Source organism: Enterobacter sp. TCD1-1 (genome assembly GCF_020567405.1).
GTDB classification, from domain to species: domain Bacteria; phylum Pseudomonadota; class Gammaproteobacteria; order Enterobacterales; family Enterobacteriaceae; genus Enterobacter; species Enterobacter quasiroggenkampii.
In genome coordinates this window covers 1198321-1222740 of record NZ_JAJCXF010000001.1, presented here as the reverse complement: position 1 = coordinate 1222740, position 24420 = coordinate 1198321, and the positions used below count along the sequence as shown (strand labels likewise).

At 54.2% G+C, this 24420-nt stretch carries 24 protein-coding genes and 1 pseudogene; 14 read left to right on the top strand and 11 right to left on the bottom strand.

The genetic code is table 11. The features are described 5' to 3' along the window. Positions 1-131 precede the first annotated feature (131 nt). Positions 132-2165, bottom strand: a complete 2034-nt coding sequence (dcp, locus tag LJA86_RS05935; protein WP_229225787.1) for a peptidyl-dipeptidase Dcp — start codon at positions 2163-2165, stop codon at positions 132-134. A 142-nt stretch (positions 2166-2307) separates the two neighbouring features. Between dcp and ydfG the strand changes: the two genes are divergently transcribed. Together ydfG and LJA86_RS05925 are read left to right on the top strand one after the other, a co-directional pair. Beyond that, positions 2308-3054, top strand: a complete 747-nt coding sequence (ydfG, locus tag LJA86_RS05930; RefSeq protein ID WP_229225786.1) for a bifunctional NADP-dependent 3-hydroxy acid dehydrogenase/3-hydroxypropionate dehydrogenase YdfG — start codon at positions 2308-2310, stop codon at positions 3052-3054. Positions 3055-3145: 91 nt separating this feature from the next. Further along, on the top strand, positions 3146-3832 hold the full coding sequence (locus tag LJA86_RS05925) for a GntR family transcriptional regulator (RefSeq protein WP_008502405.1): 687 nt from the start codon (positions 3146-3148) through the stop codon (positions 3830-3832). 35 nt (positions 3833-3867) lie between these two features. Here LJA86_RS05925 and LJA86_RS05920 read toward each other — a convergent pair whose 3' ends face one another. Continuing rightward, positions 3868-4299 (bottom strand): universal stress protein, encoded by a 432-nt coding sequence (locus LJA86_RS05920; protein ID WP_024909093.1) that lies wholly within the window; start codon positions 4297-4299, stop codon positions 3868-3870. 287 nt (positions 4300-4586) lie between these two features. Between LJA86_RS05920 and ydfZ the strand changes: the two genes are divergently transcribed. Continuing rightward, on the top strand, positions 4587-4790 hold the full coding sequence (ydfZ, locus tag LJA86_RS05915; RefSeq protein ID WP_014883679.1) for a putative selenium delivery protein YdfZ: 204 nt from the start codon (positions 4587-4589) through the stop codon (positions 4788-4790). Positions 4791-4833: 43 nt separating this feature from the next. On the opposite strand, the gene LJA86_RS05910 is transcribed toward ydfZ, so the two are convergent. The 5 genes from LJA86_RS05910 to LJA86_RS05890 all read right to left on the bottom strand — a co-directional run bounded on the left by LJA86_RS05910 (position 4834) and on the right by LJA86_RS05890 (position 10644). Further along, the gene (locus tag LJA86_RS05910) at positions 4834-6297 is read right to left on the bottom strand and encodes a mannitol dehydrogenase family protein (RefSeq protein WP_229225785.1); all 1464 of its coding nucleotides are present in this window, start codon (positions 6295-6297) and stop codon (positions 4834-4836) included. Positions 6298-6516: 219 nt separating this feature from the next. Continuing rightward, positions 6517-7884 (bottom strand): MFS transporter, encoded by a 1368-nt coding sequence (locus LJA86_RS05905; protein WP_045910620.1) that lies wholly within the window; start codon positions 7882-7884, stop codon positions 6517-6519. 73 nt (positions 7885-7957) lie between these two features. Continuing rightward, positions 7958-8977: a Zn-dependent oxidoreductase gene (locus LJA86_RS05900; protein ID WP_069719321.1), complete on the bottom strand. Its 1020-nt coding sequence runs from the start codon at positions 8975-8977 to the stop codon at positions 7958-7960. A gap of 14 nt (positions 8978-8991) precedes the next feature. Then, a complete protein-coding gene (gene manD / locus LJA86_RS05895) occupies positions 8992-10206 on the bottom strand; it encodes a D-mannonate dehydratase ManD (protein WP_023292552.1) in 1215 nt (404 codons plus the stop codon). 111 nt (positions 10207-10317) lie between these two features. Further along, complete coding sequence (locus tag LJA86_RS05890; protein WP_058653621.1) at positions 10318-10644, bottom strand: YnfA family protein; 327 nt, start codon at positions 10642-10644, stop codon at positions 10318-10320. 152 nt (positions 10645-10796) lie between these two features. Here LJA86_RS05890 and LJA86_RS05885 point away from each other — a divergent pair, with 152 nt between their 5' ends. Together LJA86_RS05885 and speG are read left to right on the top strand one after the other, a co-directional pair. Further along, positions 10797-11135: a DUF1283 family protein gene (locus LJA86_RS05885; RefSeq protein WP_023335541.1), complete on the top strand. Its 339-nt coding sequence runs from the start codon at positions 10797-10799 to the stop codon at positions 11133-11135. Then, on the top strand, positions 11135-11695 hold the full coding sequence (speG, locus tag LJA86_RS05880; RefSeq protein ID WP_048030664.1) for a spermidine N1-acetyltransferase: 561 nt from the start codon (positions 11135-11137) through the stop codon (positions 11693-11695). Before LJA86_RS05885 ends, speG begins: the two co-directional genes overlap by 1 nt. A gap of 143 nt (positions 11696-11838) precedes the next feature. On the opposite strand, the gene LJA86_RS05875 is transcribed toward speG, so the two are convergent. Continuing rightward, the gene (locus LJA86_RS05875) at positions 11839-12549 is read right to left on the bottom strand and encodes a YnfC family lipoprotein (RefSeq protein WP_072052294.1); all 711 of its coding nucleotides are present in this window, start codon (positions 12547-12549) and stop codon (positions 11839-11841) included. Positions 12550-12653: 104 nt separating this feature from the next. Here LJA86_RS05875 and LJA86_RS05870 point away from each other — a divergent pair, with 104 nt between their 5' ends. The 5 genes from LJA86_RS05870 (at position 12654) to LJA86_RS22205 (ending at position 17400) form a co-directional block, all read left to right on the top strand. After that, complete coding sequence (locus LJA86_RS05870) at positions 12654-12923, top strand: DUF1161 domain-containing protein (RefSeq protein WP_048030665.1); 270 nt, start codon at positions 12654-12656, stop codon at positions 12921-12923. A gap of 131 nt (positions 12924-13054) precedes the next feature. Further along, on the top strand, positions 13055-15493 hold the full coding sequence (gene ynfE / locus LJA86_RS05865) for a selenate/tellurate reductase subunit YnfE (RefSeq protein WP_229225784.1): 2439 nt from the start codon (positions 13055-13057) through the stop codon (positions 15491-15493). A 93-nt stretch (positions 15494-15586) separates the two neighbouring features. Next, positions 15587-16201, top strand: a complete 615-nt coding sequence (gene dmsD, locus LJA86_RS05860) for a Tat proofreading chaperone DmsD (protein WP_196352349.1) — start codon at positions 15587-15589, stop codon at positions 16199-16201. 156 nt (positions 16202-16357) lie between these two features. Further along, the gene (locus tag LJA86_RS05855) at positions 16358-16927 is read left to right on the top strand and encodes a hypothetical protein (protein WP_229225783.1); all 570 of its coding nucleotides are present in this window, start codon (positions 16358-16360) and stop codon (positions 16925-16927) included. A 248-nt stretch (positions 16928-17175) separates the two neighbouring features. Next, on the top strand, positions 17176-17400 hold the full coding sequence (locus LJA86_RS22205; protein WP_324254936.1) for a hypothetical protein: 225 nt from the start codon (positions 17176-17178) through the stop codon (positions 17398-17400). Between the two features lie 134 nt (positions 17401-17534). On the opposite strand, the gene LJA86_RS05850 is transcribed toward LJA86_RS22205, so the two are convergent. Both LJA86_RS05850 and LJA86_RS22245 read right to left on the bottom strand, forming a co-directional pair. Beyond that, positions 17535-19256 (bottom strand): SulP family inorganic anion transporter, encoded by a 1722-nt coding sequence (locus LJA86_RS05850; RefSeq protein ID WP_229225782.1) that lies wholly within the window; start codon positions 19254-19256, stop codon positions 17535-17537. Positions 19257-19465: 209 nt separating this feature from the next. After that, a pseudogene (locus LJA86_RS22245) lies at positions 19466-19611 on the bottom strand (DUF7661 family protein); the annotation flags it as partial. Between the two features lie 221 nt (positions 19612-19832). On the opposite strand from LJA86_RS22245, the gene LJA86_RS05845 reads away from it, so the two are divergent. After that, the gene (locus tag LJA86_RS05845; protein ID WP_050595294.1) at positions 19833-20318 is read left to right on the top strand and encodes a GNAT family N-acetyltransferase; all 486 of its coding nucleotides are present in this window, start codon (positions 19833-19835) and stop codon (positions 20316-20318) included. 311 nt (positions 20319-20629) lie between these two features. Further along, positions 20630-21178, top strand: coding sequence for a hypothetical protein (locus LJA86_RS05840; protein ID WP_229225781.1), 549 nt, complete (start codon positions 20630-20632; stop codon positions 21176-21178). A 107-nt stretch (positions 21179-21285) separates the two neighbouring features. Here the strand turns inward: LJA86_RS05840 and LJA86_RS05835 are convergent, their stop codons facing one another. Beyond that, positions 21286-22122, bottom strand: a complete 837-nt coding sequence (locus LJA86_RS05835; protein WP_229225780.1) for a MipA/OmpV family protein — start codon at positions 22120-22122, stop codon at positions 21286-21288. Between the two features lie 203 nt (positions 22123-22325). Between LJA86_RS05835 and LJA86_RS05830 the strand changes: the two genes are divergently transcribed. Both LJA86_RS05830 and LJA86_RS05825 read left to right on the top strand, forming a co-directional pair. Next, positions 22326-23003 carry a response regulator gene (locus tag LJA86_RS05830; protein WP_229225779.1) on the top strand — a complete coding sequence of 226 codons (678 nt, stop codon included), beginning with the start codon at positions 22326-22328 and terminating at the stop codon, positions 23001-23003. Next, positions 23003-24391, top strand: coding sequence for a sensor histidine kinase (locus LJA86_RS05825; protein WP_229225778.1), 1389 nt, complete (start codon positions 23003-23005; stop codon positions 24389-24391). Before LJA86_RS05830 ends, LJA86_RS05825 begins: the two co-directional genes overlap by 1 nt. Positions 24392-24420: the final 29 nt, after the last annotated feature.

Below are 24420 nucleotides of genomic sequence, written 5' to 3'. Positions count from 1 at the left end.
CGGTGGGCGTAACCTTTAACCTCGCCGGTTTTATTTATAAAGAACATAATCTTAGTTTTTATGCTGAAACGGTTACAGGCGTATAAAAAACCGGGCGTAAAGCCCGGTTCTTTTTTCATACGGCATTGACTCTATCCGCTCAATCCGCGATTCTCCAGCATCGGCTCAATCTTCGGAGCGTGCCCGCGCCAGTTCCGGTAAAGTTCAGCTAAATCAGTACTGTTCCCGCGGGACAAAATTGCCTCGCGGAATGTCTGCCCGTTTTCACGGGTCAGGCCGCCCTGTTCAACAAACCACTGATAGCCGTCGTCAGCCAGCATCTGCGTCCACAGGTAGGCGTAATACCCCGCCGCGTAGCCGCCGCCGAAGATATGGGCAAAATAGCTGCTGCGGTAGCGCGGCGGCACGGCAGGCAGATCCAGCCCCTCTTTTTTCAACGCAGCCGCTTCAAAATCCTCCACGCTCGAAACGGCCTCGCCGATGCCATGCCAGTTCATGTCCAGCAGCGCGGCAGCCAGCAGTTCAGTCATGTCATAACCCTTGTTGAAATGGGTCGCGTTGAGCATGCTTTCCCGCAGCGCGTCCGGCATCGGCTCACCGGTTTCGTAATGGCGCGCATAATGGGTAAACACCTGTGGATGGCTGGCCCAGTGCTCGTTGATTTGCGACGGGAACTCAACAAAATCACGCGGCGTATTGGTGCCGGAAAGCGTGGCGAACCGCTGGCTGGCAAAGAGACCGTGCAGCGTATGGCCAAACTCGTGGAACAGGGTTATCACGTCATCCCAGGAGAGAAGCGCGACACCGCCATTCGCCGGTTTTTGATAGTTACAGACGTTGTAGATCACCGGACGGGCAGCAAACTCGAAGGATTGCTCGACGAAATTCCCCATCCATGCCCCGCCCTGTTTGGAATCACGGGCAAAGAAGTCACCGTAAAACAGCGCCATGCCCTCACCGGTATGGTCGAAAATTTCCCATACGCGGACGTCCGGATGATACACCGGGATATCGAAGCGTTCGACGAAGCGAATGCCAAACAGCTGGCTGGCTGCCCAGAATACGCCATCCTGCAGCACGGTATTGAGCGCAAAGTAGGGCCTGATCTGCGACTCATCAAGGGCATATTTTGCCTGGCGCACGCGCTCCGCATAAAAGGCCCAGTCCCAGGCCTCCACGGTGAAACCGCCCTGCTCGTCGTCGATGACTTTCTGAATGTCGGCCTGCTCGCGTTCCGCGCGGGCGCGGGCGGCAGGCACAATGCCGCGCATAAATTCCAGCGCGGCGGCCGGGGTTTTCGCCATCTGATCGGCGATGCTCCAGCTGGCGTAATCCTCAAAGCCCAGCAGACGGGCCTGTCGCGCACGTAGCGCCGTCAGACGCAGGATCAGCGCGCGGGTATCGTTTTCATCCCCTTTCTGGGTACGCGTCCAGCCTGCGTTGAAGAGGTTTTCGCGCGTCTGACGATTGCGCAGCGCGGAAAGTGCGGGCTGCTGGGTGGTGTTCAAAAGCGGGATCAGCCAGCGATCGTTTAGCCCTCGCTCCGCAGCAGCCTGCGCCGCATCAGCAATCTCACCGGCGCTTAGCCCGTCAAGCTGGTGTGCGTAATCCACCACCAGCCCACCCGTTTTATCGGCAGCCAGCAGACGCTGGTTAAACTGGCTGGTCAGGGAGGCTGCCTCGGTATTCAACGCCTTCAGCTCGGCCTTTTCTGTCTCATTCAGACGCGCGCCGGCCAGAATAAACCGCTGATACGTCTCTTCGACCAGACGACGGGATTCGGCGTCCAGCGCGGCACGGTCCTGCCAGACGCTCTCCACGCGGGCAAACAGCACGTCATTCAGCCAGATATCGTTTGCCAGCGCGGCAAGCTCGGTGGAGAACTGTTCCTCCAGCTCCTGTAAATACGGATTGGTGTGCGCGGAAGTCATGGCGAAGAACACGCTGCTGACGCGCGCGAGCAAAGCGCCGCTTTTCTCCAGCGCCAGCACGGTGTTAGCAAAGTCAGGCGCAGCGGCCTGAGCGACAATCGCGTCAATGTCCACCCGCTTCTGGCGAAGGGCTTCATCGAAGGCCGGACGATAGTGACTGTCGTTGATCTCATCAAAATGGGGGGCCTGGTAAGGCAGCAGGCTGATGTTAAAAAAGGGATTCGTGGCCGTCATCTTTCGCTCCTGAGTACGGGTATCCTCCCAGAGTAGGCCAGGCCGCCTTCCCCTGCAACGCTGTCATACAAATGTTGCCTTAACGCACCCTCTGCGGCCGTGCTATGTTAGTACAACACAAAAAGCGTTGAGGAACAGTGAGATGATTATTTTAGTTACCGGGGCAACGGCAGGTTTTGGTGAAAGCATCACGCGTCGCTTCGTCGCCAACGGGCACAAGGTTATCGCGACCGGCCGCCGTCAGGAACGTCTGCAGGAGCTGAAGGACGAACTAGGCGACAACATTCTGACCGCGCAGCTGGACGTGCGTAACCGCGCGGCGATCGAAGAGATGATTGCGAATCTGCCAGCAGAATGGCGCGCCATCGACGTGCTGGTCAACAATGCCGGTCTGGCGCTGGGCATGGAGCCTGCCCACAAAGCCAGCGTGGAAGACTGGGAAAACATGATCGACACCAACAACAAAGGGCTGGTCTATATGACCCGCGCAGTGCTGCCGGGCATGGTCGAGCGCAATCGTGGCCACATTATCAATATCGGCTCCACCGCCGGAAGCTGGCCCTATGCAGGCGGTAACGTCTACGGGGCGACGAAAGCGTTTGTGCGCCAGTTCAGCCTTAACCTGCGGACCGATCTGCACGGCACCGCCATTCGCGTCACCGACATCGAGCCGGGCCTGGTGGGTGGCACCGAGTTTTCCAATGTGCGTTTCAAAGGCGATGACGCGAAAGCAGACAAAACCTATGAAAACGCGAACGCCCTGACGCCGGAAGATGTCACCGAAACGGTCTGGTGGGTGGCGACGCTGCCAAAACACGTCAACATCAATACCGTAGAAATGATGCCGGTCAGCCAGAGTTTTGCCGGACTTAGCGTCCATCGTGGCTAACGCTGACCTTCCCGGCCTGCGGGCCGGGTCTGTTTCGGGTTATAAAAGAATGGTAGTATGTTCAGGCTAACTCTCTGAGAAATGACAACTCATGGCCGCTGAATCGCAACTCAATCCCACCCAGCCCGTAAACCAGCAAATCTATCGCATTTTGCGACGTGATATTGTCCATTGCCTGATCCCACCGGGAACGCCGCTTTCTGAAAAAGAGGTGTCCGTGCGTTTTGACGTTTCCCGTCAGCCGGTGCGTGAAGCGTTTATTAAGCTTGCGGAAAACGGTCTGATTCAGATCCGCCCGCAGCGCGGCAGCTACGTGAACAAAATTTCACTCTCTCAGGTGCGCAACGGCTGTTTTGTTCGCCAGGCCATTGAATGCGCGGTGGCGCGCCGTGCCGCAACGCTCATCAACGACAAGCAGTGTTACCTGCTGGAGCAAAACCTGCATCAGCAGCGGATTGCGATTGACCGTAAGCAGCTGAATGATTTCTTCCAGCTTGATGATGAATTCCACCAGAAACTGGCGCAGATTGCGGATTGCCAGCTGGCCTGGGACACCATCGAAAACATCAAGGCCACCATTGACCGCGTGCGTTATATGAGTCTCGATCACGTCTCCCCGCCGGAAATGCTGCTCCGACAGCATCACGATATTTTCAGCGCGCTGGAAAAACGCGACCCGGACGGCGTAGAAAAAGCGATGACGCTGCATCTGCAGGAAATTAGCGAATCCGTGCAGCTGATTCGTCAGGAAAATAGCGAGTGGTTTAGCGAAGAGTAATATTACGCCGCCCCCTTTCGGACGCGGCGATAGGTTTAGCGAACGACTAACACCGGAATTGTGGCGTAGCGCAGGATAGATTCCGCATTTGATCCCAGCAGATGGGTGGTGATGCCCGGATTTTTCGACCCGATGACAATCACGTCATATTCCCCCTCCTTGCTCAGCCTGATGATTTCATCGCGGACGTTGCCAAAGCGCACCAGGCTGTCAATTTTCTCCGGCGAGATATCGAACAGTCTTTTTAACGCGTTCATTTTCTTACCGGATTCCTCGGTCATATACTCTTCGAACTTTTTAATATCCGCATTAAATCCGCGCAGCAGGGATCGGCTGCTGGCCGGCAGAATATTGACCAGAGTAATCGAGGCGCCCTCTGCCTTCGCAAGGTTTGCCGCGTGGCGAACCGCTTTGTCGCTCAAATCCATTTCAAACACATCAACAGGCATCAAAATCTTCTTATACATAAGCCTGACTCCTTATTCCGATGAAAGGGTTATTTCCTGTACCCAGAATGGCACCGGCAATATAAACCAACCCTCAACGCTTCCCTGCTGAAACTATCAATAAATGAAAATAACGGTCTGCTTTGTCAATTGCTGTCGTGAACCGTCAGCGCCCGGCACAATAAAGAAAAAAGTGTGAGTTTGATCAAAAACAAAAACATGTGATGCAGACAGGCGTATTTATATGCTCCGTGAACGGCAACCCTGAAATAACGCCGTAACGAACAGGTTAGAGAGGAGAAAATACCATGATGACATACGACCGTAACCGCAATGCAATCACCACCGGCAGCCGTGTCATGATTAGCGGCACGGGCAAAACTGGCGTGATTAAAGCGATCCACAGCGACGGGCTGGATGCCGCGCAGGTGCGCCGCAGCAAAACGGTTGAAGTGGAAGGATGCGAAGGTAAGTTCGAACCGATTGAGCTGATTCGCCTGGGTATGCACTAAACGGTGCGCAGACATGCCGCCGCGAACGGCGGCATGTGCTGAATTACCGTTGAGACACGTACTGTGCCACGGTCGCTTTCGCACCCTTTTGCAGCAGTGTCTGGTACGCCTTCATCACCGCATCAACAAAGACGGCTTCACGCGGTAATTCCTTGCCGAAGATGGCCTCGATGCCGAGCAGCGCCTTGACCCGGTTTTCCCCTTCCGCACTGCCTTTAACCGCCGCCTGAATCACTGCCAGCTGCGGATCGCTCACGTCAATCGCATTACCCTGCTCGTCCACGCCGCCGACATAGCGCATCCACCCTGCCACGCCCAGCGCCAGCAGCGGGAAAGGCTTCTGATGCACCAGGTGCCAGCGCACGGAATCCAGCATACGCTGCGGAAGCTTCTGGCTGCCGTCCATCGCAATTTGCCAGGTCCTATGGCGCAGGGCCGGGTTGCTGTAGCGGGCAATCAGGAGATCGGCATAGCGTCCCAAATCGACGCCTTTGACCTTCAGCGTAGGCGCCTGCTCGTTGAGCATCAGCGCGTGCGCGGCGATGCGGTAATGTTCATCTTCCATACACTCGTTGATATGCTGGTAGCCCGCCAGATAGCCCAGGTAGGCCAGAAATGAGTGGCTGCCGTTAAGCATGCGCAGCTTCATCTCTTCAAACGGGATCACATCCGACACCAGTTCGGCACCAGCTTTTTCCCACGCAGGACGCCCTGCCACAAAGTTATCTTCGATTACCCACTGGCGGAACGGTTCACAGGCCACCGCCGCCGGATCGCGCACGCCGGTCAGCCGTTCAATTTTATCCAGCGTGTCGGGGGTGACCGCAGGCACGATGCGATCCACCATGGTTGACGGGAAGGTGACGTGGGATTCGATCCAGTCCGCCAGCTCACCGTCTACCGCACGGGCGTACGCGCAGGTGACATTGCGCATCACGTGACCGTTCTCCGGCATGTTGTCGCAGGACATCACGCTAAACGCCTGCAGACCTGCCGCTTTACGTCGCGCGAGCGCTTCCACGACGACACCCGGCGCAGATTTTGGCTGGTGCGGGTTTTGCAGGTCGGCGACGATAAACGGATGATCGAGCATCAGTTGCCCGGTCGCCGGCGAGTGGCAGTACCCTTTCTCGGTGATGGTCAGAGAGACAATCGCAACCTGCGGGTCACACATCGCCGCCAGCACCGTCTCCAGCCCGTCAACCTGTGCATGAAGGGCCTTTTTGACCACGCCCACTACGCGGGAGGTCCATGCATCGGCAGACATTTCCGCCACGGTATAGAGATTATCCTGCGCCTTCAGATCGGCAATCTGCTGTTCGCCGCCAATCAGGTTAACCTCACAGTATCCCCAGTCGCTACCGTGTTCCGCGGCGAGGATGTCGGCGTACACTGCCTGATGCGCACGGTGAAACGCGCCAAACCCTAAATGAACGATGCGTGCTTTAAGGCTGTCGCGATCGTACTGTGGCAGCGTCGCGTTGGCCTGTAATAAGGTATTTTCCATGATTAAGACTCGTTAATTAGTAAGCTGTGGATCGCTGCCGCTCTTTCTGAAGCGGCAGCGCCTGCTGACTACACCAACTAGAATGGCAGTTGGGGTAAAAAATTACTGCCATCAACCATACTGATACTGCCGTTTGAGATTTTGATTTATATTAACTTTTGGTCATGTGGTGTGACATAAAAACAAAGTTGTGTGATAAGTCACGCAAGCTATAAACCACTAGCGTCGCGAGGAGACAGCGCCGTAACCGACCGTCTCTTTTGGCGCAGACTCAGCTGCGTCATGCGCCGCGCTCAAATCACGATCGCGCACTTCCGGCATCAGGATCGCCGAGACCAGTCCAATCACGGAATAGGCCACCAGCATGGCAACAATCGGCCACCAGGAACCGGTCATATTGCAGAAAATCCCTGCCAGCACCGGACCAAAACCCACCGCCACCAGACCGCCCGCCTCTTTGGAGATGGCCATACGTGTAAAGCGATTTCGCGAGCCAAACATCTCCGCCATGGTGATATTTTCCAGCGCGAAGAGCCCCAGAACGGCGAAGTTATGGATAACGATGATAGAGAGCATGATCGTCCCAGGCGCATAGCTCTTATCGACGATGATCGACAGCATCGGGTAGGCGAGCAGAATGGCGGAGATATTGAGAATAATGTACGGCAGACGGCGCCCCACTTTATCGGAAAGCCAGCCCAGCAGCGGGATGGAGATAAACCCGAGAATGGAGCTGATCATCAGCGCATCGGTAGGGATGGCCTTATCGAACAACAGCGTCTGGACCAGATAGCCCGCAAGGAAGGTCTGGATCAGCCCCGAGTTGCCCGCCTGGCCGAAACGCAGGCCAGTCGCCAGCCAGAAGGATTTGCTTTTCACCATGGAACCCAGCGACGTGTCCGGTTGCACAGTTTGTGCATCGTTCACTTTCTCAAAGACCGGGCTCTCCTTGAGATTCATACGCAGCCAGATGGCAAAGATCATCACCACGACGCTGGCGAGGAACGGCACGCGCCAGCCCCAGGCGAGCAGCTGTTCACGGTCAAGGGCAAAGAACATGATGGCCCAGATCGCCGTGGCGCTCAGCGTCCCGCAGTTAGTGCCCATCGCCACCAGCGAGGAGATGATGCCGCGTTTTCCTTTCGGCGCGTACTCCGCCAGCATGGTTCCGGCCCCGGAGATCTCAGCCCCGGCGCCCAGACCCTGAATAATGCGCAGCGTCACCAGCAGAACCGGGGCAAAAATCCCGATCTGCGCGTAGGTCGGCAGGACGCCAATCAGCGTGGTGCAGATCCCCATCATAGTGATGGTGATAAACAGCACCTTCTTACGGCCAATGCTGTCGCCCATTCTGCCGAAGATAAAGGCCCCGACGATGCGCGCAATATAGCCTGCGCCGTAGGTCCCCATCGCCAGGATCAGCGCCATCGCGGCAGACTGTTCGGGGAAGAAGATCTCATGGAAGACCAGGGCGGCCCCCAGCGAGTAAAGCTGAAAGTCCATGAACTCCAGAGCGGTGCCAAGCCAGCCGGAAACGGCGGCTTTCACCAGATCGGCGGTGGATCGTTGCGGTTGTACTTGTGTCATGATGGCTATCTCTGAAAGGTAAGATGCGAACCACATAGAGCCTGTCTGCGCAGGCTCTTAATCGCGTAAATGATTATTGGCCGAACGTGAGTAAGACTTTGCAGCACTGCCGCTGATCTTTCTCAAACAGTTCGATGGCGTCTGTTACGTGGTGATAGTCAAAAGTATGGGTGATAAGTTTTTCCGGGTCGATCAGCCCCCTCTTCAGCCAGTCGATGACGACCGGGAATTTGTTGGCATTCAGGCGCGAGGAGAAGATCGCCAACTCTTTGCCGGTAATGCCCTGCTGAACAATCTGGCTCGGCTCGCTGGAAAAGCCCATCAGCACGATGCGCGCCGCTGGCGAGGCCAGGGTTATCGCTTCCTGCAAAATAGATGGATGGCAGGCGGCATCAATGATTAACGTCGGTTTGATGCCTTTTTCCTCCAGCGCGGCCTGCAGCGACTGCTCGCCGTTATTAAAGACCCAATCCGCGCCGCAGCGCCGCGCCATCGCCAGGCGCTCGTCTATGCGGTCAACCACGATAACCTGCTTCACCTTATAGACGCCTTTCAGCGCCTGCACGGTGACCAGTCCCATCGGGCCAGCGCCGTAAATCAGCGCGACGTCCTGTTCCGTCGGTTTCACCTGCCCCGTTACGTTGGCGGCGATGGTAAAGGGCTCAACCATGACGGCGTGTCGATCGGGAATGTCATCCGGAATGGCCCAGGCATTTTGAGCAGGCACTGCCGCATATTCACTGAAGCCGCCATCACGGTGCACCCCCAGCACGACCAGCGAGGTGCAGACGTTCGGTTTTCCCACGGAGCACGGGTAGCATTGTCCGCAACTGATCACCGGGTCAACCGCGACGCGCTGGCCCAGGCGGGCAGCGTCAACCCCTTCGCCTGTGGCGTCAATCACGCCAAAGAACTCGTGGCCGATCGTGCGTGGGTATTTCGCAAACGGGTTATGCCCGCGATAGATGTGGCTGTCCGACCCGCAGATACCTGCCAGCGTGATTTTCACGCGGACTTCGCCTGCGCCTGGTTCCGGGTGTGGCCGCTCTTCAATCACCAGTTGGTTTGGCTGCTGAATCACTACGCTTTTCATCGTTCGCTCCTCGCTTACCAGTTCCACAGCGTGCCGTCTTCAAGGCGGGCCACCGGCAGATAGGCCGGATCGTAGGGGTATTTCGCCGCCAGCTTTTCATCAAACTCAATGCCCAGCCCCGGCTTATCGCCCGGATGCATATAGCCGTTATCAAAGCGCCAGCTGTGCGGGAAGACTTCCAGCATCTGTTCGGAGTAGCCCATGTATTCCTGCACGCCAAAGTTCGGCACCCACAGGTCGAAATGCAGCGCGGCGGCATGACAAACGGGCGACAGATCCGACGGACCGTGTGAACCGGTACGCACCTGATAGAGCGAGGCAAAATCAGCGATGCGACGCATCCCGGTAATGCCGCCCGCGTGGGTAATGGTGGTGCGGATATAGTCGATAAGCTGCTCTTCGATAAGCTGCTTGCAGTCCCAGATGCTGTTAAACACTTCGCCTACCGCAATGGGGGTGACGGTGTGCTGGCGGATCAGGCGGAAGCAGGCCTGGTTTTCCGCAGGCGTTGGATCCTCCATCCAGAACATGCGGAATGCTTCGATGCTCTTGCCGAAGCGCGCCGCTTCAATTGGCGTCAGGCGGTGGTGCATGTCGTGCAGGAGGTGCTCATTGAAGCCGAATTTACTGCGCACCGCGTCGAACAGCTTCGGCGTGAAATCGAGGTATTTTTCGGTAGACCAGAGCTGCTCTTCCGGCCAGTCGCCTTTGGTCGCAGGCTCATAGGCCAGGCCCTTTCCTTTGGCCATGCCGTAGGTGGTTTTCATGCCCGGCACGCCGCACTGCACGCGGATCGCCTTGAAGCCCATCTCTTTATGACGGGCGTAATCTTCCAGCACGTCGTCAATGGTGTGGCCGGTAGTATGGCAGTAGACCATCACCCCTTCCCGGGAGGCGCCGCCCAGCAACTGGTAGAGCGGCATGTTGGCCGCTTTGGCTTTGATATCCCACAGTGCCATATCCACGGCGGAGATGGCCGACATGGTAACCGGACCGCGACGCCAGTAGGCGCCTTTATAAAAGAACTGCCAGATGTCTTCGATGCGGTGCGCATCGCGGCCAATCAGCTGGGGGCAAAGGTGATCCTTCAGGTAAGAGGCCACGGAGAGCTCGCGTCCGTTTAGCGTAGCGTCACCGAGACCGACAATCCCCTCATCGGTGGTGATTTTAAGGGTGACAAAGTTCCGCCCCGGGCAGGTAACAAACACGTCAGCCGCGACAATCTTCATAATTCCTTTCCTTACATCGTTCGTTGTGATGCTGGAAATTTACCCATCAACCCTACTACCATACAAGTATAATGATCATAAAATCAGCTGACGATCACAAAACCAGGGGGCTTACGCGCGCCCCCATCCCGCCACAATAATCAGCATACCGCACAGGGCAATCAGCGCCCCGGCCCAGTCGTATGCGCTGAGTTTGACGCCGTCAACCACGCGTAACCACAGCAACGCCGTGCAGACATAGACGCCACCGTAGGCCGCGTAAACGCGCCCACTGGCCGCCGGATGCAGCGTTAACAGCCAGACAAACAGGGCCAGCGCGACGCTTGCAGGAATGAGCAACAGTGCGGATCCTCCCTTCTTCAGCCAGAGCCAGGGGAGGAAGCAACCGATGATTTCACATAGCGCGGTGGCAAAAAAAAGCAGCGTCGTTTTAAGCATTTTTCACGTCAGGTGAGGGTTTATTTAACCATCATACCTGATGATGCCCTTTACTTTTCCATACTTGCTCCGCGGGTATGCCGTCATTTCGCTTTAGTGTAGAATCTGTACGGGGTAACTTGATTATCTGCACCCATTTAAAAGGAAACGCTATGACCACATTAAGCAAACGCCTTTGTCTGACAGCCCTGCTGGCGCTGTCATCGTTCGCCTTTGCCGCCTCTGCGACAGCGGAAACCAGCAAGCTCATTATTGAGTCTGGTGACAGCGCGCAAAGCCGTCAGAACGCCGCCATGGACAAAGAACAATGGAATGACACCCGTAACCTTCGTCAGAAGGTCAACAAACGTGCTGAAAAAGAGTGGGACAAAGAAGATGTCGCTTTTGACGCGCGCGATAAGTGTCAGCAAAGTGCAAACGTCAATGCCTACTGGGAGCCAAACACCCTGCGCTGCCTGGATCGCCGCACTGGCCGCACGGTAGCCCCATAATGTCGGTGTCCTGCGACGTTAAACTCCGTCCGCTGGAGCGTGAGGACCTGCGCTTTGTCCACCAGCTCGACAACAATGCCAGCGTGATGCGCTACTGGTTCGAAGAGCCTTACGAGGCATTTGTCGAGCTGTCCGATCTCTACGATAAGCACATTCACGATCAGAGTGAACGTCGTTTTGTGGTGGAGTGTGAAGGTGAAAAAGCGGGTCTTGTGGAGCTGGTTGAGATCAACCACGTTCACCGCCGGGCGGAGTTTCAGATCATCATCTCCCCTGAGCATCAGGGAAAAGGCCTTGCGTCACGGGCGGCTAAGCTGGCAATGGATTACGGATTCAACGTTCTGAATCTCTACAAGCTTTACCTGATTGTGGACAAAGAGAACGAGAAAGCGATCCATATCTACCGCAAGCTGGGCTTCATGGTGGAAGGCGAGCTGATTCACGAGTTCTTTATTAACGGTGAATACCGCAACACCATCCGCATGTGCATTTTCCAGCATCAGCACCTGGCCGGACACAAACCGTCAGGCGCCAGCCTGCTGAAACCTACCGCGCAGTGAGATTGATGACAAACCTTGTCATGAACCATTGCGCTGTCTTTCTTGCCGGGTGGCGCTGTGCTTACCCGGCCTACAGGGTGCTTCATTGTAGGCCCGTGCAAGCGTAGCGCCGCCGGGCGAAACGTACAAAATGCACGTTACTCTCAGTAATATTCAATCGTGTTCTTGATGGTGTACTTGCGCTCAACGGCAGGTTTGACGCTGTCGTCCGTGATCGTCAGATCGCAGCTCACCGGGTTATTGTGGCGGTCGTAATCGCAGCTCTGCTTCACGTTGCCCAGCGGCTTATCATTCAACATGCTCACTGCCGAGTAATCCATTCTTTTGCGAAGATCTTTAGACGGCGTCGACTGGACGGACAGATGCTGATCCCCGGAGACGGTGGTTTTGCCCAGTGGGTAGCCATCCGCGTCGTAGCGATACTTCACTTCCATCTCTTTGCCGTGCGCCGCCACCACAAAACCGTTGTCGTCGGTATCCCACGTCACCCCAGCTGACGGCAGTTCGGCCAGCTGGCATTTCCCCTGCAGCTTCACTTTGCGCTGCTGGGTTTCTGCGTCAAGATAGTAATTGGCATCCAGCACCAGCGCCACGCCGGTGTTGGCCTCCAGGTCGTGCAGCTCCAGCGTATCGAAACACCCTTCCGTCGAGACGGTGCCGGTGACCCGTTTGGACACTTCGCCCTTCTCGTTGAACAGCGTCTGGGTAAAGTCTTTGACCGGCCCGCGCAGCGGATCAAAATCAAACTCGTTTGAAAAACTCGCCATCTCGGGCGTAAACGACAGCGGCGCGGAGCTGTTGTCGCACCCCATCAGTGTTGCTGCCAGTAGCGTTATCGCTGCGTATTTCTTCACATTTATTACCGTACAGGGAGATTATTCCCAATCATATTAGCAAATACAGTTGTTTACACGAAGCCTGCTAAAATTAATCTCTACACAGAGAAAAGGAGCTACAGATGAAACGGTTACCCTGGATTACCGCCCTGCTGTTAATGAGTGCCTCAACGGTCGCGCTGGCGGCACCGGATTCCTGCGAGCGCGTGAAAAGCGACATTCAGCAGAAGATTATCAACAACGGCGTGCCTGAATCAGGGTTTACGCTGAGCATTGTGCCGAACGACCAGGCCGACCAGGCGGGCACGCAGGTAGTAGGCCACTGCGCCAACGACACCTTCAAAATTTTATACACCCGCACAGGCAGCGGTGCGGCAGCTGAAGCTCAGTAATTGACCCTCAATCCCCTTTGATTTGATGAGGATTAAGATTTAATACCCCCAAATAAGTAACACTCACCCCATCATTAGCCCGGATATCATTTCGGGAAAAATAATACGCAATTATAATGATGGGGTGAGCCATGTCCGATATTGAACATCACGGCGGAATTAGCCGTCGAACTCTCGTGAAATCTACGGCGATAGGTTCTCTGGCGCTTGCCGCTGGTGGGATCTCGCTGCCTTTTGGTTTAAAAAGCGCCGCCGCGGCGGTGAAGCACGCCGTCCAGCCGCCTGAAGATACCGTGGTGTGGGGCGCCTGCTCGGTCAACTGCGGCAGCCGCTGTGCGCTGCGTCTGCACGTACGTGACAACGAAGTGTACTGGGTCGAAACGGACAACACCGGTGAGGATATTTACGGTAACCATCAGGTGCGCGCCTGCCTGCGCGGACGTTCTATTCGCCGTCGCATCAATCACCCTGACCGTCTGAACTACCCGATGAAGCGCGTGGGCAAACGTGGCGAAGGCAAGTTCGAGCGCATCACCTGGGATGAAGCGCTCGACACGATCGCCGCCAGCCTGAAAGACGTGGTGGCCGACTACGGCAACGAAGCGGTGTATATCAACTACTCCTCCGGGATTGTCGGCGGCAATATCACCCGCTCCTCCCCTTACGCTTCGCTGGTGGCGCGTCTGATGAACTGCTACGGCGGTTTCCTGAGCCACTACGGTACCTACAGCACGGCGCAAATTGCCTGCGCGATGCCCTACACCTACGGCAGCAACGACGGCAACAGCACCTCGGACATCGAAAACACCAAACTGGTGGTCATGTTCGGCAATAACCCGGCAGAAACGCGCATGAGCGGCGGCGGGATTACGTACTATCTGGAACAGGCCCGCGAGCGGTCCAACGCGCGCATGATTGTTATCGACCCGCGCTACACCGACACGGCAGCCGGACGTGAAGATGAGTGGATCCCGATCCGTCCGGGTACCGATGCCGCGCTGGTAGCGGGTATTGCCTGGGTGTTAATCGACGAAAACCTGGTCGACCAGCCGTTCCTCGACAAATACTGCGTCGGCTATGACGAAAAAACGCTGCCGGAAGGCGCGCCCGCTAACGGTCACTACAAAGCGTATATTCTCGGCCAGGGCGATGACCACACGGCGAAAACGCCGGAGTGGGCCTCCCGCATCACCGGTATTCCCGCCGATCGCATCGTTAAGCTTGCCCGCGAAATCGGCTCCGTGAAACCGGCCTACATCTGTCAGGGCTGGGGACCACAGCGCCAGGCAAACGGCGAGCTGACGTCCCGCGCCATCGCGATGCTGCCGATCCTCACCGGAAACGTGGGGATCAACGGCGGGAACAGCGGCGCGCGTGAGTCCACCTACACCATCACCATCGAACGTATGCCGCTGCCGGATAACCCGGTCAAAACGCAAATTTCCTGCTTCAGCTGGACGGACGCTATCACCCGCGGTCCGGAGATGACCGCCCTGCGCGACGGCGTGCGCGGCAAGGATAAGCTGGACGTGCCGATTAAGTTCATCTGGAACTACGCGGGCAATACCCTCATCAACCAGCACTCCGATATCAATAAAACCCACGATATCCTGCAGGATGAAAGCAAGTGCGAGATGATTGTGGTCATCGATAACTTCATGACGTCGTCAGCGAAGTATGCCGATATCGTGTTGCCAGACCTGATGACCGTCGAACAGGAAGACATCATTCCTAACGATTATGCGGGTAACATGGGCTACCTGATATTCCTTCAACCCGTGACCGCGCCGAAATTTGAACGCAAGCCCATCTACTGGATCATGAGCGAAGTGGCGAAACGCCTCGGGCCGGATATCCATCAGAAATTCACCGAAGGACGGACGCAGGAACAGTGGCTGCAGTATCTGTATGCCAAAATGCTCGAAAAAGACCCTCATCTGCCGTCCTATGACGAGCTAAAAAAAATGGGCATTTACAAGCGTAAAAATCCGAACGGCCATTTTGTGGCCTATAAAAAATTCCGCGAAAATCCGGAAGCCAACCCGCTGAAAACGCCATCGGGTAAGATTGAAATATACTCCAGCAAGCTGGCGGAGATTGCGGCCACCTGGGAGCTGGAAAAAGATGAGACCATCAGTCCGCTGCCCGTCTACGCATCAACCTTCGACGGCTGGGATGCGCCCGAGCGCGCACAGTTCCCGCTGCAGCTGTTTGGTTTCCACTTTAAGGCCCGTACCCACTCGAGCTACGGTAATGTAGACGTGCTGAAAGCCGCCTGTCGCCAGGAGGTCTGGCTTAATCCTGTCGATGCTGAAAAACGCGGCATTAAGAACGGCGATACGGTGCGCGTCTTTAACGAACGCGGCGAGGTACGAATTGAAGCAAAAGTGACGCCGCGCATCATGCCCGGCGTGAGCGCTATGGGCCAGGGTGCCTGGCACGACGCCAATATGAGTGGCGATCGCATCGATCACGGCTCATGCATCAACACCCTGACCACGCACCGCCCTTCACCGCTGGCAAAAGGCAACCCGCAGCACACCAATCTGGTGCAGATCGAGAAGGTGTAGCGAGTGAATGGCGTGGCCGTGGTTTATTCTATGATTTGTATTATCGGTTAACACAGTCGCGCGGACACTCTCCGCGCGAACAAGGAAGATGTAATGAAAGATGTCTCACATCGTGAATCGTTCGCGTTCAGCGCCCGGGTGCTGGGCGCGCTGTTTTATTTCTCGCCAGTCAGCGAGCAGGCCGCGCCGCTGGTGCAGGCCCTCACCGCAGGGGATTGGGTTCAGGACTGGCCCCTGCCGTCGGAAACGCTGCAGCCTGTAGCTGACACCTTTGCCGCGTCTGCCGATGAGCCGCTGAAGGACGCCTGGCAACGGCTGTTTATTGGCCCTTACGCCCTGCCCGCGCCACCATGGGGCTCCGTCTGGCTTGACCGCGAATCCGTGCTGTTCGGCGACTCCACCCTCGCGCTGCGCCAGTGGATGCGGGAGAACACTATCGCATTTGAAATGCAGCAGAATGAACCGGAAGATCACTTCGGGGCTTTGCTGCTGCTGGCGGCATGGCTGGCCGAGAACGGCCGCGATGCGGAGTGCGCTCAACTTCTGGCGTGGCACCTGCTGCCGTGGAGCACCCGCTTCCTGTCCGTGTTTGTCGACAACGCCGGACATCCGTTTTATACCGCGCTGGGTAAGCTTGCGCAGCTGACGCTCGCGGACTGGCGATCCGGGCTGCTTATTCCGGTTGCGGAAAAAACGCTGTATCGCTAAGGGGTGTGGCTTGCTCGCGGATAGCGAGCAAGCTACGGTCAAAAGAGGAAGCTTAAAAAATTTAACTCGAAACAGGAGGCATATTGAATTTAATAATATAAAATAGCTTTTCCTGGTAAGGTCAACACTTTCGTTTGATACATACAAAACAAAACCATGACTAAAAATTATTCTTTCGAAGATAAACGCAAGAAATTACTTGTTACAGCCGTGATATTCAGCGTTTTAGGTGGATGGCTCTGGTATATGTCATGGGCATCTGGCATCTCCCATAATACTATATTAAAAAAATCCGTTCCTGAATGGATGACATATATTTCACTTGGCGTTTTGATTGGAACAATTTTTGTTATGCGCGCTTTTTACCTGCGCACTTTTAACAAAACATTAGAATATATTGCCAGTGCTTTTTTTAGCGGCTTTTGCCTTGGGTTTGTATTGAGCTTAAATTGTTATGATATTTATGTCTATCTCTTCCCGGAAAAAATAATTGGCTATGAATCTGAATATGAGGTTGTCTTTCCGGGGCCTTCGAGAGGTAAGTATGGCCATTGTGAAGCGGGTCTCTGGTTAAAAGATCAGAACACCAACAGATGGATTCAGCTTTGTACAAACAAAGAATATCTGCACAGCCACCGTAAGCAGGGAATGACTGGGGTATGGGTAACGGCTCGTGTGAATAATATTGGAAGTTATATTGTGAATTATGAGTTTATTTATTTGTAGGCACTACCCTATCTATTTTTGTTCCGGTGAATATGAATGGCGCTCAATGTCCGCTCCTTGCTTATAGCCGTCAGCCTGATACGTCGCACCACAGATTGCGCATTCACAGCGGAGAAACCGGCTATGGGCAGGGTCATCTCAAAATCGAATCAGGGTAAATTTCATTCATACCCCCACATTTAGTGGTGGATAGGTGACGACTGTTCATCTATTCTGCTTTTTCAGCGAGCAAGCCGGAGTCATTTTTAGTGGATAATCCCATATTTCTGAAAACTATCATTATCTTTATTCTCATCCTGTGGGTAATAGACGTAGTCAGGAGAAAGAAAAAAAAGCGTTATGACTCCGCTATAGCAGAGGCTAATGCCAGAGAACGCTATGAATGGCGCTATCTCAGATGGAGTTGGCAGGCAATACGAGTGGCGGCGGCAGTGTATATCTTTGTTCAGCTGATTCAGTTTTTACTGAAATAGATGGCAGAAGAAGGTAAGACAGGCTAGGAACACCTCACTGTCCAGGCCAACAGTAGTTGCGCCTCGGTGGTAGAAAGTGTGAGTGTTCCCTGCCTGCCAGTAGCATGCGTTACAAGCCTTTAACCAGTATTTGGTTATGTATCACCGACTGATTCCCCCTCACTCGCACTCTCTTTACTTTGAATGAACCGAAGTGCCAGGTAGAGGTCTGGCGCCAGAATCATGTCATCATCATTCATTGTTGGCCGACTGTCTTTAAACCAGCGTGTTAACTCCGTTTTCCTGCCCGCAAGGATTAATTTAATCTGTCGGCCTTTCAGGTCACGCTTTAACTCATTAATGGTTGCCAGGACGCTGATGTCTGAATAGGTGAAGCAAGCAACGGCATCAATGACCACCCATTTAGGTTGTATGGCTGCCCCATCAACCAGGTTCAATACCCGACGTTTAAAATAAGCCACATTAAAATAGGTCAACGGTGAGTTAAATCGATACATCAGCACGCCCGGGACCATTTTAATATCGGTGGTATTCCCTAACGAGTGAATCATTCCCTCTTCATCAGTGCCCAGCAGGTGCTCAGAGGGACGAAATACTGTACGAAGGAATTGTAACAACCCAAGCAACACCGCAAGGCCAATCCCCTGGATAACGCCGATAATTAAAACACAGCCAAACGTGAAGAAGGCCAGGCGAAAGGCCTGTTTATTTCTGCGTCTCAGGTTCCATAGTCCACGTAAATCGATTAATGACCACGATGCATACATTAGAACAATACCTAACGCAGATACCGGAATGTATTGTAATGGCTGTGTGAAAAACACCACGACAATACCGATGATCAAGGCGGCGACCACGGAAACCAGCTGGCTTTTCCCCCCAACCGAATCATTCACCGCGGTCCGGGAATCGGCGCCACTGATAGCAAACCCCTGAGATAACCCCGACATAATGTTCGCAATACCCAGCGCACGGAACTCTGCATCCGCATTAATTTCGTAGCCATTTTTCGCGGCAAAACTGCGGGCGGTCAGCATCAGACTGACAAAACTGACCAACGCCAGGTTCAGCGCCGGGATCACCAAATCACGCATCGGCCCCGGCTGGAACGCCCCCCAGTGAACGACCGGTAAACCAGGCTGGAAGCCATCTCCCCCTATCGTGGCAATACCGTACTGTTGCGCAGAGGTCACCCATACCAGTGCCGTTGTTATTACAATGGCGATTAAAGGTGCTGGCCACTGGCTGCGGTACGTCTTGATCACCATTAAAATAATTAACGTAAAAAGTGATATTCCTACGGTTAATAAATGGCTATCTGAAAGTCGATCTGGCAAGGCGATTATTTTTTCAATAACCTGCGCCTCATCAAGCTTGATCCCCAATACCTTGCCTAATTGCCCGACGATAATCGTCACGGCTACGCCATTAAGTAAACCGGTAAGAATGGGATGAGAAAGCAGATCCGCGAGCGCGCCCAGGCGAAATTTACTTGCAAGGAGGCACCACCCGCCCATCATCAATGTCATGATGATCGTCAGCTGCCAGTGCAGTTCGGGATTACCTGCAGAAAGCGGAAATACAACGGCCGCAATCACCGCACAGGTTGTGGCATCAGGGCCCACAATAAGCTGGCGTGAAGAGCCAAACAGTGCGTAAGCTATCATTGGTAAAACGCAGGAATAGAGCCCTACAATTGCCCCCACACCCGCCAACTCAGCGTAAGCAATCGCAACAGGGAGCGCGACAGCCGCAACGGATAACCCCGCTTTAACATCATGTTTTAGCCAGCTTTTATCGTAGGCCAACAAATTTTGTAGCCCTGGCATATAGTTCAACAATAGCTTTCCGAACACGTTATTCTCCGGACATGAATATTACCCACGAAATGTTGCCACACTTTAAAGTGAGGTTCTGGCTTTCAAATGCTCCGGACGGAGGCCCCGCCGCTCAGGTCCTGTAAATACTTAACCATTTTATTATTCTGACTGGTGTTAAACATAGTTCAAAAACTCCCCCTAAGCCGGAGTTGGCCTGGCCGGATGCTGCAGTGCTGCACGCTGGCAATCTCACCTTCTCTCATATCGTCTGGAATAGCGATGTCATAGAGTCGAGAAAACTTTCTCTCGGTCAGGTCAGCGCGAAATACCAGCCACCGATAGTTCTTACGCTGAACGCCATATGACGTCCAAAAACGTTATAAATAAGCATATGCAATCTCCGCTCATACTCATGAGCCTATGAATCTGTGATACATACGTCAGACAGATCGGCGAGGATAAAAGACAGCCTCCGCTCCTCGCTCAAAACTGCTTAAGCAACTATGGAACAACTGCGTTATTTTCACAATTTGCGGTAGACACCTTTATTGATATAGCTTTATTGCTTTTGTGTTAATTTTAAATTGATACAATTTGCTTAAGGAGACAAGCGTGAACATCACTATCTGCAAACCACACGAATATCCTGATTTGGTTGATATTTTTATCGAGATGGAAAATTATTATAATCAGAATCTTTGCTTGTCCAGAAGTGACATGACCGCATATCTGAGGGATAAGGTCCTTGCAGTCGACTCTAATACCGAAGTTCACAAAGTGGTTTGTGAAGGAGTAATTGCTGCGTTTTCATGTGTATCAGTGATGTACCCTTCACCACGTTTCAGCGGGCAAATGTTTATTAAAGAGCTTTTTGTTTCTGCACCTTTCCGGAGGGCTGGAGTTGGGAGAAAGCTGATGAGTTTTATAGCCAGCCGAGCTCAAGAGCGGGGATGTTTACAACTCGATTGGTTATCTGTGGCAGCAGACCCATTGGCGCAGAAATTTTATGAGTCCCTCGGTGCTCAGGTTATCAAGAGTGTTAACTATCATCGGGTTTCTGGCACAAAAATAAATGAGCTTGCCCGCAGTGCCGGCTGATGTCCTCGGGAAAGACGCTCACCGTTGGTAAAAATAGCATAATGGTGGGCCCACCGTTTGCTCACTGCGAACCTTAAGCTCAGTCAGATCGTCCGCATCGAGCCAGAGGCGGACTGTACCAGCCGTGTACTGAATTGAGATGACTCGCATGGAACTGTCTGACAAGGTCTGCGTTGTCTGCACCGAAAGCGAACATTGTCCCGTTCCCGTGACGCAAGATCACAACGTTCCGTATGTATGCTAAAATTTGTACAGCTACAGGCCAAAAATTAGTTCTTATAAATTCAGTACGTTAGCCAAAGTGAGCGAATATGGATAATATTCCACATAAGCAGACAGCCCGTAAAAGATACCCCGCATGGCTGTGGTGCGGAAATTTTTGTCTGGTTACTTGGAATTGCTCTGCAGATGAAATCAATCTGTATTCTATAAACACGGGCTCATACGTTTATCATCTGACAAATAATCACGGACAATACACGGAGAACTTTGAAAACAAGTTTATATCTGTGGAGAGGAAATTTTCGGACACATCGAAATATAGTGTTGTGCTAGGCACAATGAAAAACAGCTTTAATGACAGATGCCTGGCTGCCGGCGTGAGAAGAGACTGGGCTGGGTGGAATAACGGTTGGGTTTTTAAGGGAATCTATGGATATGTAGGCGAATTTTTCTTTGATACATTCGATGATTGTGGTGACCATGGTTCATACCATGATTTTAAAAAAGTAACCGGGATAGGATTTTCTCCCTACATATATCACGGATTCCAGTATAATTTTACGTCTTATTTTGGCATGGATGTGGGTATTATCATCCCCTCCGTGTTTGTCATCACAGCACAATGGAGCTTTAGATAAATCCGTAAACCACATGTGCTGTAATTGTCAGCAAGAGGTTCCGCCCCGCCATCTAAACCGGAGCGGCTCATATACAGCTCAAGACCACCAGCCGCCGCAACCCACAATTAAAAACTGTACGTCACCTTCAAACTCCCCGTAGGCGACGTTTTGCGTTGCACAATCGGACTATCACCGGCATCCCCCGTCAGCTGCGTCACGCCCGCTGAGGCAAGCACGCTCCAGCGAGAGGTGAGCTTGTGGGTCCAGTCAAGGTTCATCGACCAGGCATAAATCCCGGCCCCGGCGTCATGTCGGGCAAAGCCCGATGCGGCCGACTGGGCGGCGTTGACCCCGTAATACGTCTGCATATACTTGTCGGATCCCCAACTGCCGGTCAGCGCCAGCGTCACCGCATTTGTTGGTGAGGTATAGAGCGGACTGCTCAAGCCGAAATGCACCGCCTCTCCGTTGTCTCTCTCAGACACCGGAACCTCAGCCTGCAGCTGCAGATTCAGCCAGTCGGCCACCTTGTACCCCAGCCCGGGCACCACGATAGCCGAGCCTTTAATCTCTCCCATCCCTCTTAACTCGTCGCTGCCGAAGCTGATCGAATCGCTGCTCACGTCTTTATCTTTACGGCCTACTCGATAGCTCAGCGCTGCGCTGTAATCCAGGTTGCCAACGTTGTTACCGTAACCGATCCCTCGCGTGGTGCCGATAAAGAAGCCATTTGCCATGGAATAATCCACTACCTGAGCCGCTGAGACGCGGGTTTTATCTGAACCCGAGTAGCGCGGCCCCACATCCACGCCGCCCCCCAGGGTTAAGACGTTACCCTGGCGCTGTTCTTCCGCCAGTACAGGCGTAGCCAGTAACGCCAGAACGACGCCCGGCACGAGGGTTTTCAGGCAGCGGTCCGAAAGTAAATGAGGGAACGTATGACGCAGTTCAATATTTCTCATTAAGGAAGTCCTTATGGATTCAAATGATGACGATGCAGGCGGTTAAACGCCGGAACGCCCATTTTGAAGAGTGACCCTAAGGTTCTTATGAGCCGAAAATGAAGAAACACTGAAGCGCGGGCAGGTGCTGTCATCCGGACAGATTTCCTGCTACCGTTTTTTTCTTAAGTTATTCTTCATTCACGGTTGATACCGTTACCAATGTGAAAATTCTACTTATCGAAGACGACCTGGATCTCGGCAATGGCGTACGTATCGCCCTCTCAGATCAAGGATTTGACGTCATATGGGTTCGCCGTAAAGAGGATGCGTTGCATCAGCTTGACGTCTGCGTGCCGGAACTTATTTTGCTCGACCTGGGGTTGCCCGACGGCGATGGCATGAGCCTGATGACGCGTTTACGTCAGCAACTCAAGGGGATCCCCGTCATCATCCTGACGGCGCGAGGGACGCTGCAGGATCGCCTGTGCGGGCTGGATGCCGGCGCGGACGACTATCTCGTCAAACCCTTTATTCTCGCCGAGCTGCTGGCGAGAGTGCGAGCCCTTGCGCGACGCAGCTACGGTTTTGAAAATGAGGCGATAGAAATTCGTGGGCTATCCCTTCATGTCCCGACGCGCCGCGTGACGGTGAGTGCGCGCCATATCGATTTAACGGCCAGTGAATACGCGCTGCTGGAAACGTTGATGCTGCGCGCGGACCGCGTGCTGACCCGGCGGTTTCTGGAAGAAAGGATATTCGGCAACAAAGAGAACCTCAGCAACGCGCTCGACGTGCATATGGGAAATTTACGGCGAAAAATCGGCGACGGCTATGTGCGAACGGTCCGGGGCGTCGGGTACGTTATTGATTCCGTCTCAATACAAAAGGTGACCGGTTAATGCAAAACGTCTGGTATCACCTGAGGCGTCCGACGCTGGTAAGGCGAATTATCATCGCCCAGATGCTGCTGCTTACCCTGCTGTGGTGTCTTTTTTTAACCTTTATTCTGTGGGAGGACCTGCGTAGCCCCCCTATCCTCACGGGCAGTAAAACGTACGAAACCGTTTTTAACCTGACTGAGCGTATGGATGGACGTCCGCAGGATCGTACCGCCGTGCTGGAGGACTTCAGCAAGGCGCTGCGTGAAGGTTACGGCGGAGGGGAAGATCCCGTGCTGTCGATTAACCTCATCGTTCGCAAAAATAATACCGTTATTTTTGCCTCCGACGGTGCGCCTGCAGGGATAACAAACACCCGGTTCGGCGAACTGGAGCATGTTCAGAGTGGAGATCGTACCTGGACCAGCCGTACCCTCAAATCCCCGCACTCCGACGTGGAGGTTACCCTTTTCACCCCGGCCAGCGGCTGGAACTTCTTTATTTACCTGAACTCACGCGGGTACTACATCCTGCCGCTGCTGGTCTGCTTCCCTTTTCTGCTGTTTCCCGCGTGGCTGTCAATACGCATTGCGATGCGTCCCTGGAATAAGGTGGTCAATGAGATTACGTTACGCACGCCGGACGATCTCTCCCCGTTAAAAGCCGTACCGAAGCACAGAGAGCTTCGCCAGATGGTGGACGCGATCAATGACTTTCTTGCCAGGGTGCGTGAAAGCGCGGAAAGGGAGCGTGTTTTCATCGCGGATGCCGCGCACGAGCTGCGTACGCCCCTCGCGGCGATGCGCATCAACGTGGAAGCGCTGCAGTCCTGGGTCATCAGCGAAAGCCAGCAGGAGCTGCTTGCCGGCGTGATCCGCAGCAACAGCCGCGCCGCGCGTCTCGTCAATCAGCTGCTGCTGATGATGCACAGCGAAGCGCGTATTGATACGGCCATGGAGCCCGTGCCGCTGACGACGCTCATCCAGGCGCGTATGGCCGAGCTGGAGCCCTTAGCGTCTGCGCGCAGGATCGAGCTGGAATTCTTTGCCGAGGATGAAGTGTGGATCTCAGGCGTCAGGGAACGCCTGGTGTCGCTGATTGATAATCTCATTGAGAACGCCGTGAAATACAGCCCCGAGGGCGGGCGGATTCAGGTCGACGTGCGTGCAGGCGATCGCGTCGTTCAGCTGCGCGTCTCCGATGCGGGCCCGGGTATTCCGGTCGAGCTGCAGGAGCGCGTGTTCGACCGCTTTTTCCGCGATCCCAATCAGGTGCAAAGCGGCAGCGGGCTGGGGCTTGCCATCGTCAAAGCGGTGGCGCAGCAACACAACAGCAGCGTAAATCTGAGTACTTCTGCAGAAGGTGGCCTCCTGGTCACGGTTGACTTCCCGAACCGCACGTTTAGCTAAAGCAGAACAGGGGGTTTGATCGCAAATGC

What these genes read in the sequence shown, in the direction of transcription:
- ydfZ (WP_014883679.1), top strand. Translation starts at nt 4,587, where the DNA reads ATGATGACATACGACCGTAACCGCAATGCAATCACCACCGGCAGCCGT.
- ydfG (WP_229225786.1), top strand. Translation starts at nt 2,308, where the DNA reads ATGATTATTTTAGTTACCGGGGCAACGGCAGGTTTTGGTGAAAGCATC.
- LJA86_RS05825 (WP_229225778.1), top strand. Translation starts at nt 23,003, where the DNA reads ATGCAAAACGTCTGGTATCACCTGAGGCGTCCGACGCTGGTAAGGCGA.
- dmsD (WP_196352349.1), top strand. Translation starts at nt 15,587, where the DNA reads ATGAAAGATGTCTCACATCGTGAATCGTTCGCGTTCAGCGCCCGGGTG.
- LJA86_RS05885 (WP_023335541.1), top strand. Translation starts at nt 10,797, where the DNA reads ATGACCACATTAAGCAAACGCCTTTGTCTGACAGCCCTGCTGGCGCTG.
- LJA86_RS05920 (WP_024909093.1), bottom strand. Translation starts at nt 4,299, where the DNA reads ATGTATAAGAAGATTTTGATGCCTGTTGATGTGTTTGAAATGGATTTG.
- LJA86_RS05835 (WP_229225780.1), bottom strand. Translation starts at nt 22,122, where the DNA reads ATGAGAAATATTGAACTGCGTCATACGTTCCCTCATTTACTTTCGGAC.
- ynfE (WP_229225784.1), top strand. Translation starts at nt 13,055, where the DNA reads ATGTCCGATATTGAACATCACGGCGGAATTAGCCGTCGAACTCTCGTG.
- LJA86_RS05910 (WP_229225785.1), bottom strand. Translation starts at nt 6,297, where the DNA reads ATGGAAAATACCTTATTACAGGCCAACGCGACGCTGCCACAGTACGAT.
- dcp (WP_229225787.1), bottom strand. Translation starts at nt 2,165, where the DNA reads ATGACGGCCACGAATCCCTTTTTTAACATCAGCCTGCTGCCTTACCAG.
- manD (WP_023292552.1), bottom strand. Translation starts at nt 10,206, where the DNA reads ATGAAGATTGTCGCGGCTGACGTGTTTGTTACCTGCCCGGGGCGGAAC.
- speG (WP_048030664.1), top strand. Translation starts at nt 11,135, where the DNA reads ATGTCGGTGTCCTGCGACGTTAAACTCCGTCCGCTGGAGCGTGAGGAC.
- LJA86_RS05855 (WP_229225783.1), top strand. Translation starts at nt 16,358, where the DNA reads ATGACTAAAAATTATTCTTTCGAAGATAAACGCAAGAAATTACTTGTT.
- LJA86_RS05840 (WP_229225781.1), top strand. Translation starts at nt 20,630, where the DNA reads ATGGATAATATTCCACATAAGCAGACAGCCCGTAAAAGATACCCCGCA.
- LJA86_RS05870 (WP_048030665.1), top strand. Translation starts at nt 12,654, where the DNA reads ATGAAACGGTTACCCTGGATTACCGCCCTGCTGTTAATGAGTGCCTCA.
- LJA86_RS05890 (WP_058653621.1), bottom strand. Translation starts at nt 10,644, where the DNA reads ATGCTTAAAACGACGCTGCTTTTTTTTGCCACCGCGCTATGTGAAATC.
- LJA86_RS05900 (WP_069719321.1), bottom strand. Translation starts at nt 8,977, where the DNA reads ATGAAAAGCGTAGTGATTCAGCAGCCAAACCAACTGGTGATTGAAGAG.
- LJA86_RS05925 (WP_008502405.1), top strand. Translation starts at nt 3,146, where the DNA reads ATGGCCGCTGAATCGCAACTCAATCCCACCCAGCCCGTAAACCAGCAA.
- LJA86_RS05905 (WP_045910620.1), bottom strand. Translation starts at nt 7,884, where the DNA reads ATGACACAAGTACAACCGCAACGATCCACCGCCGATCTGGTGAAAGCC.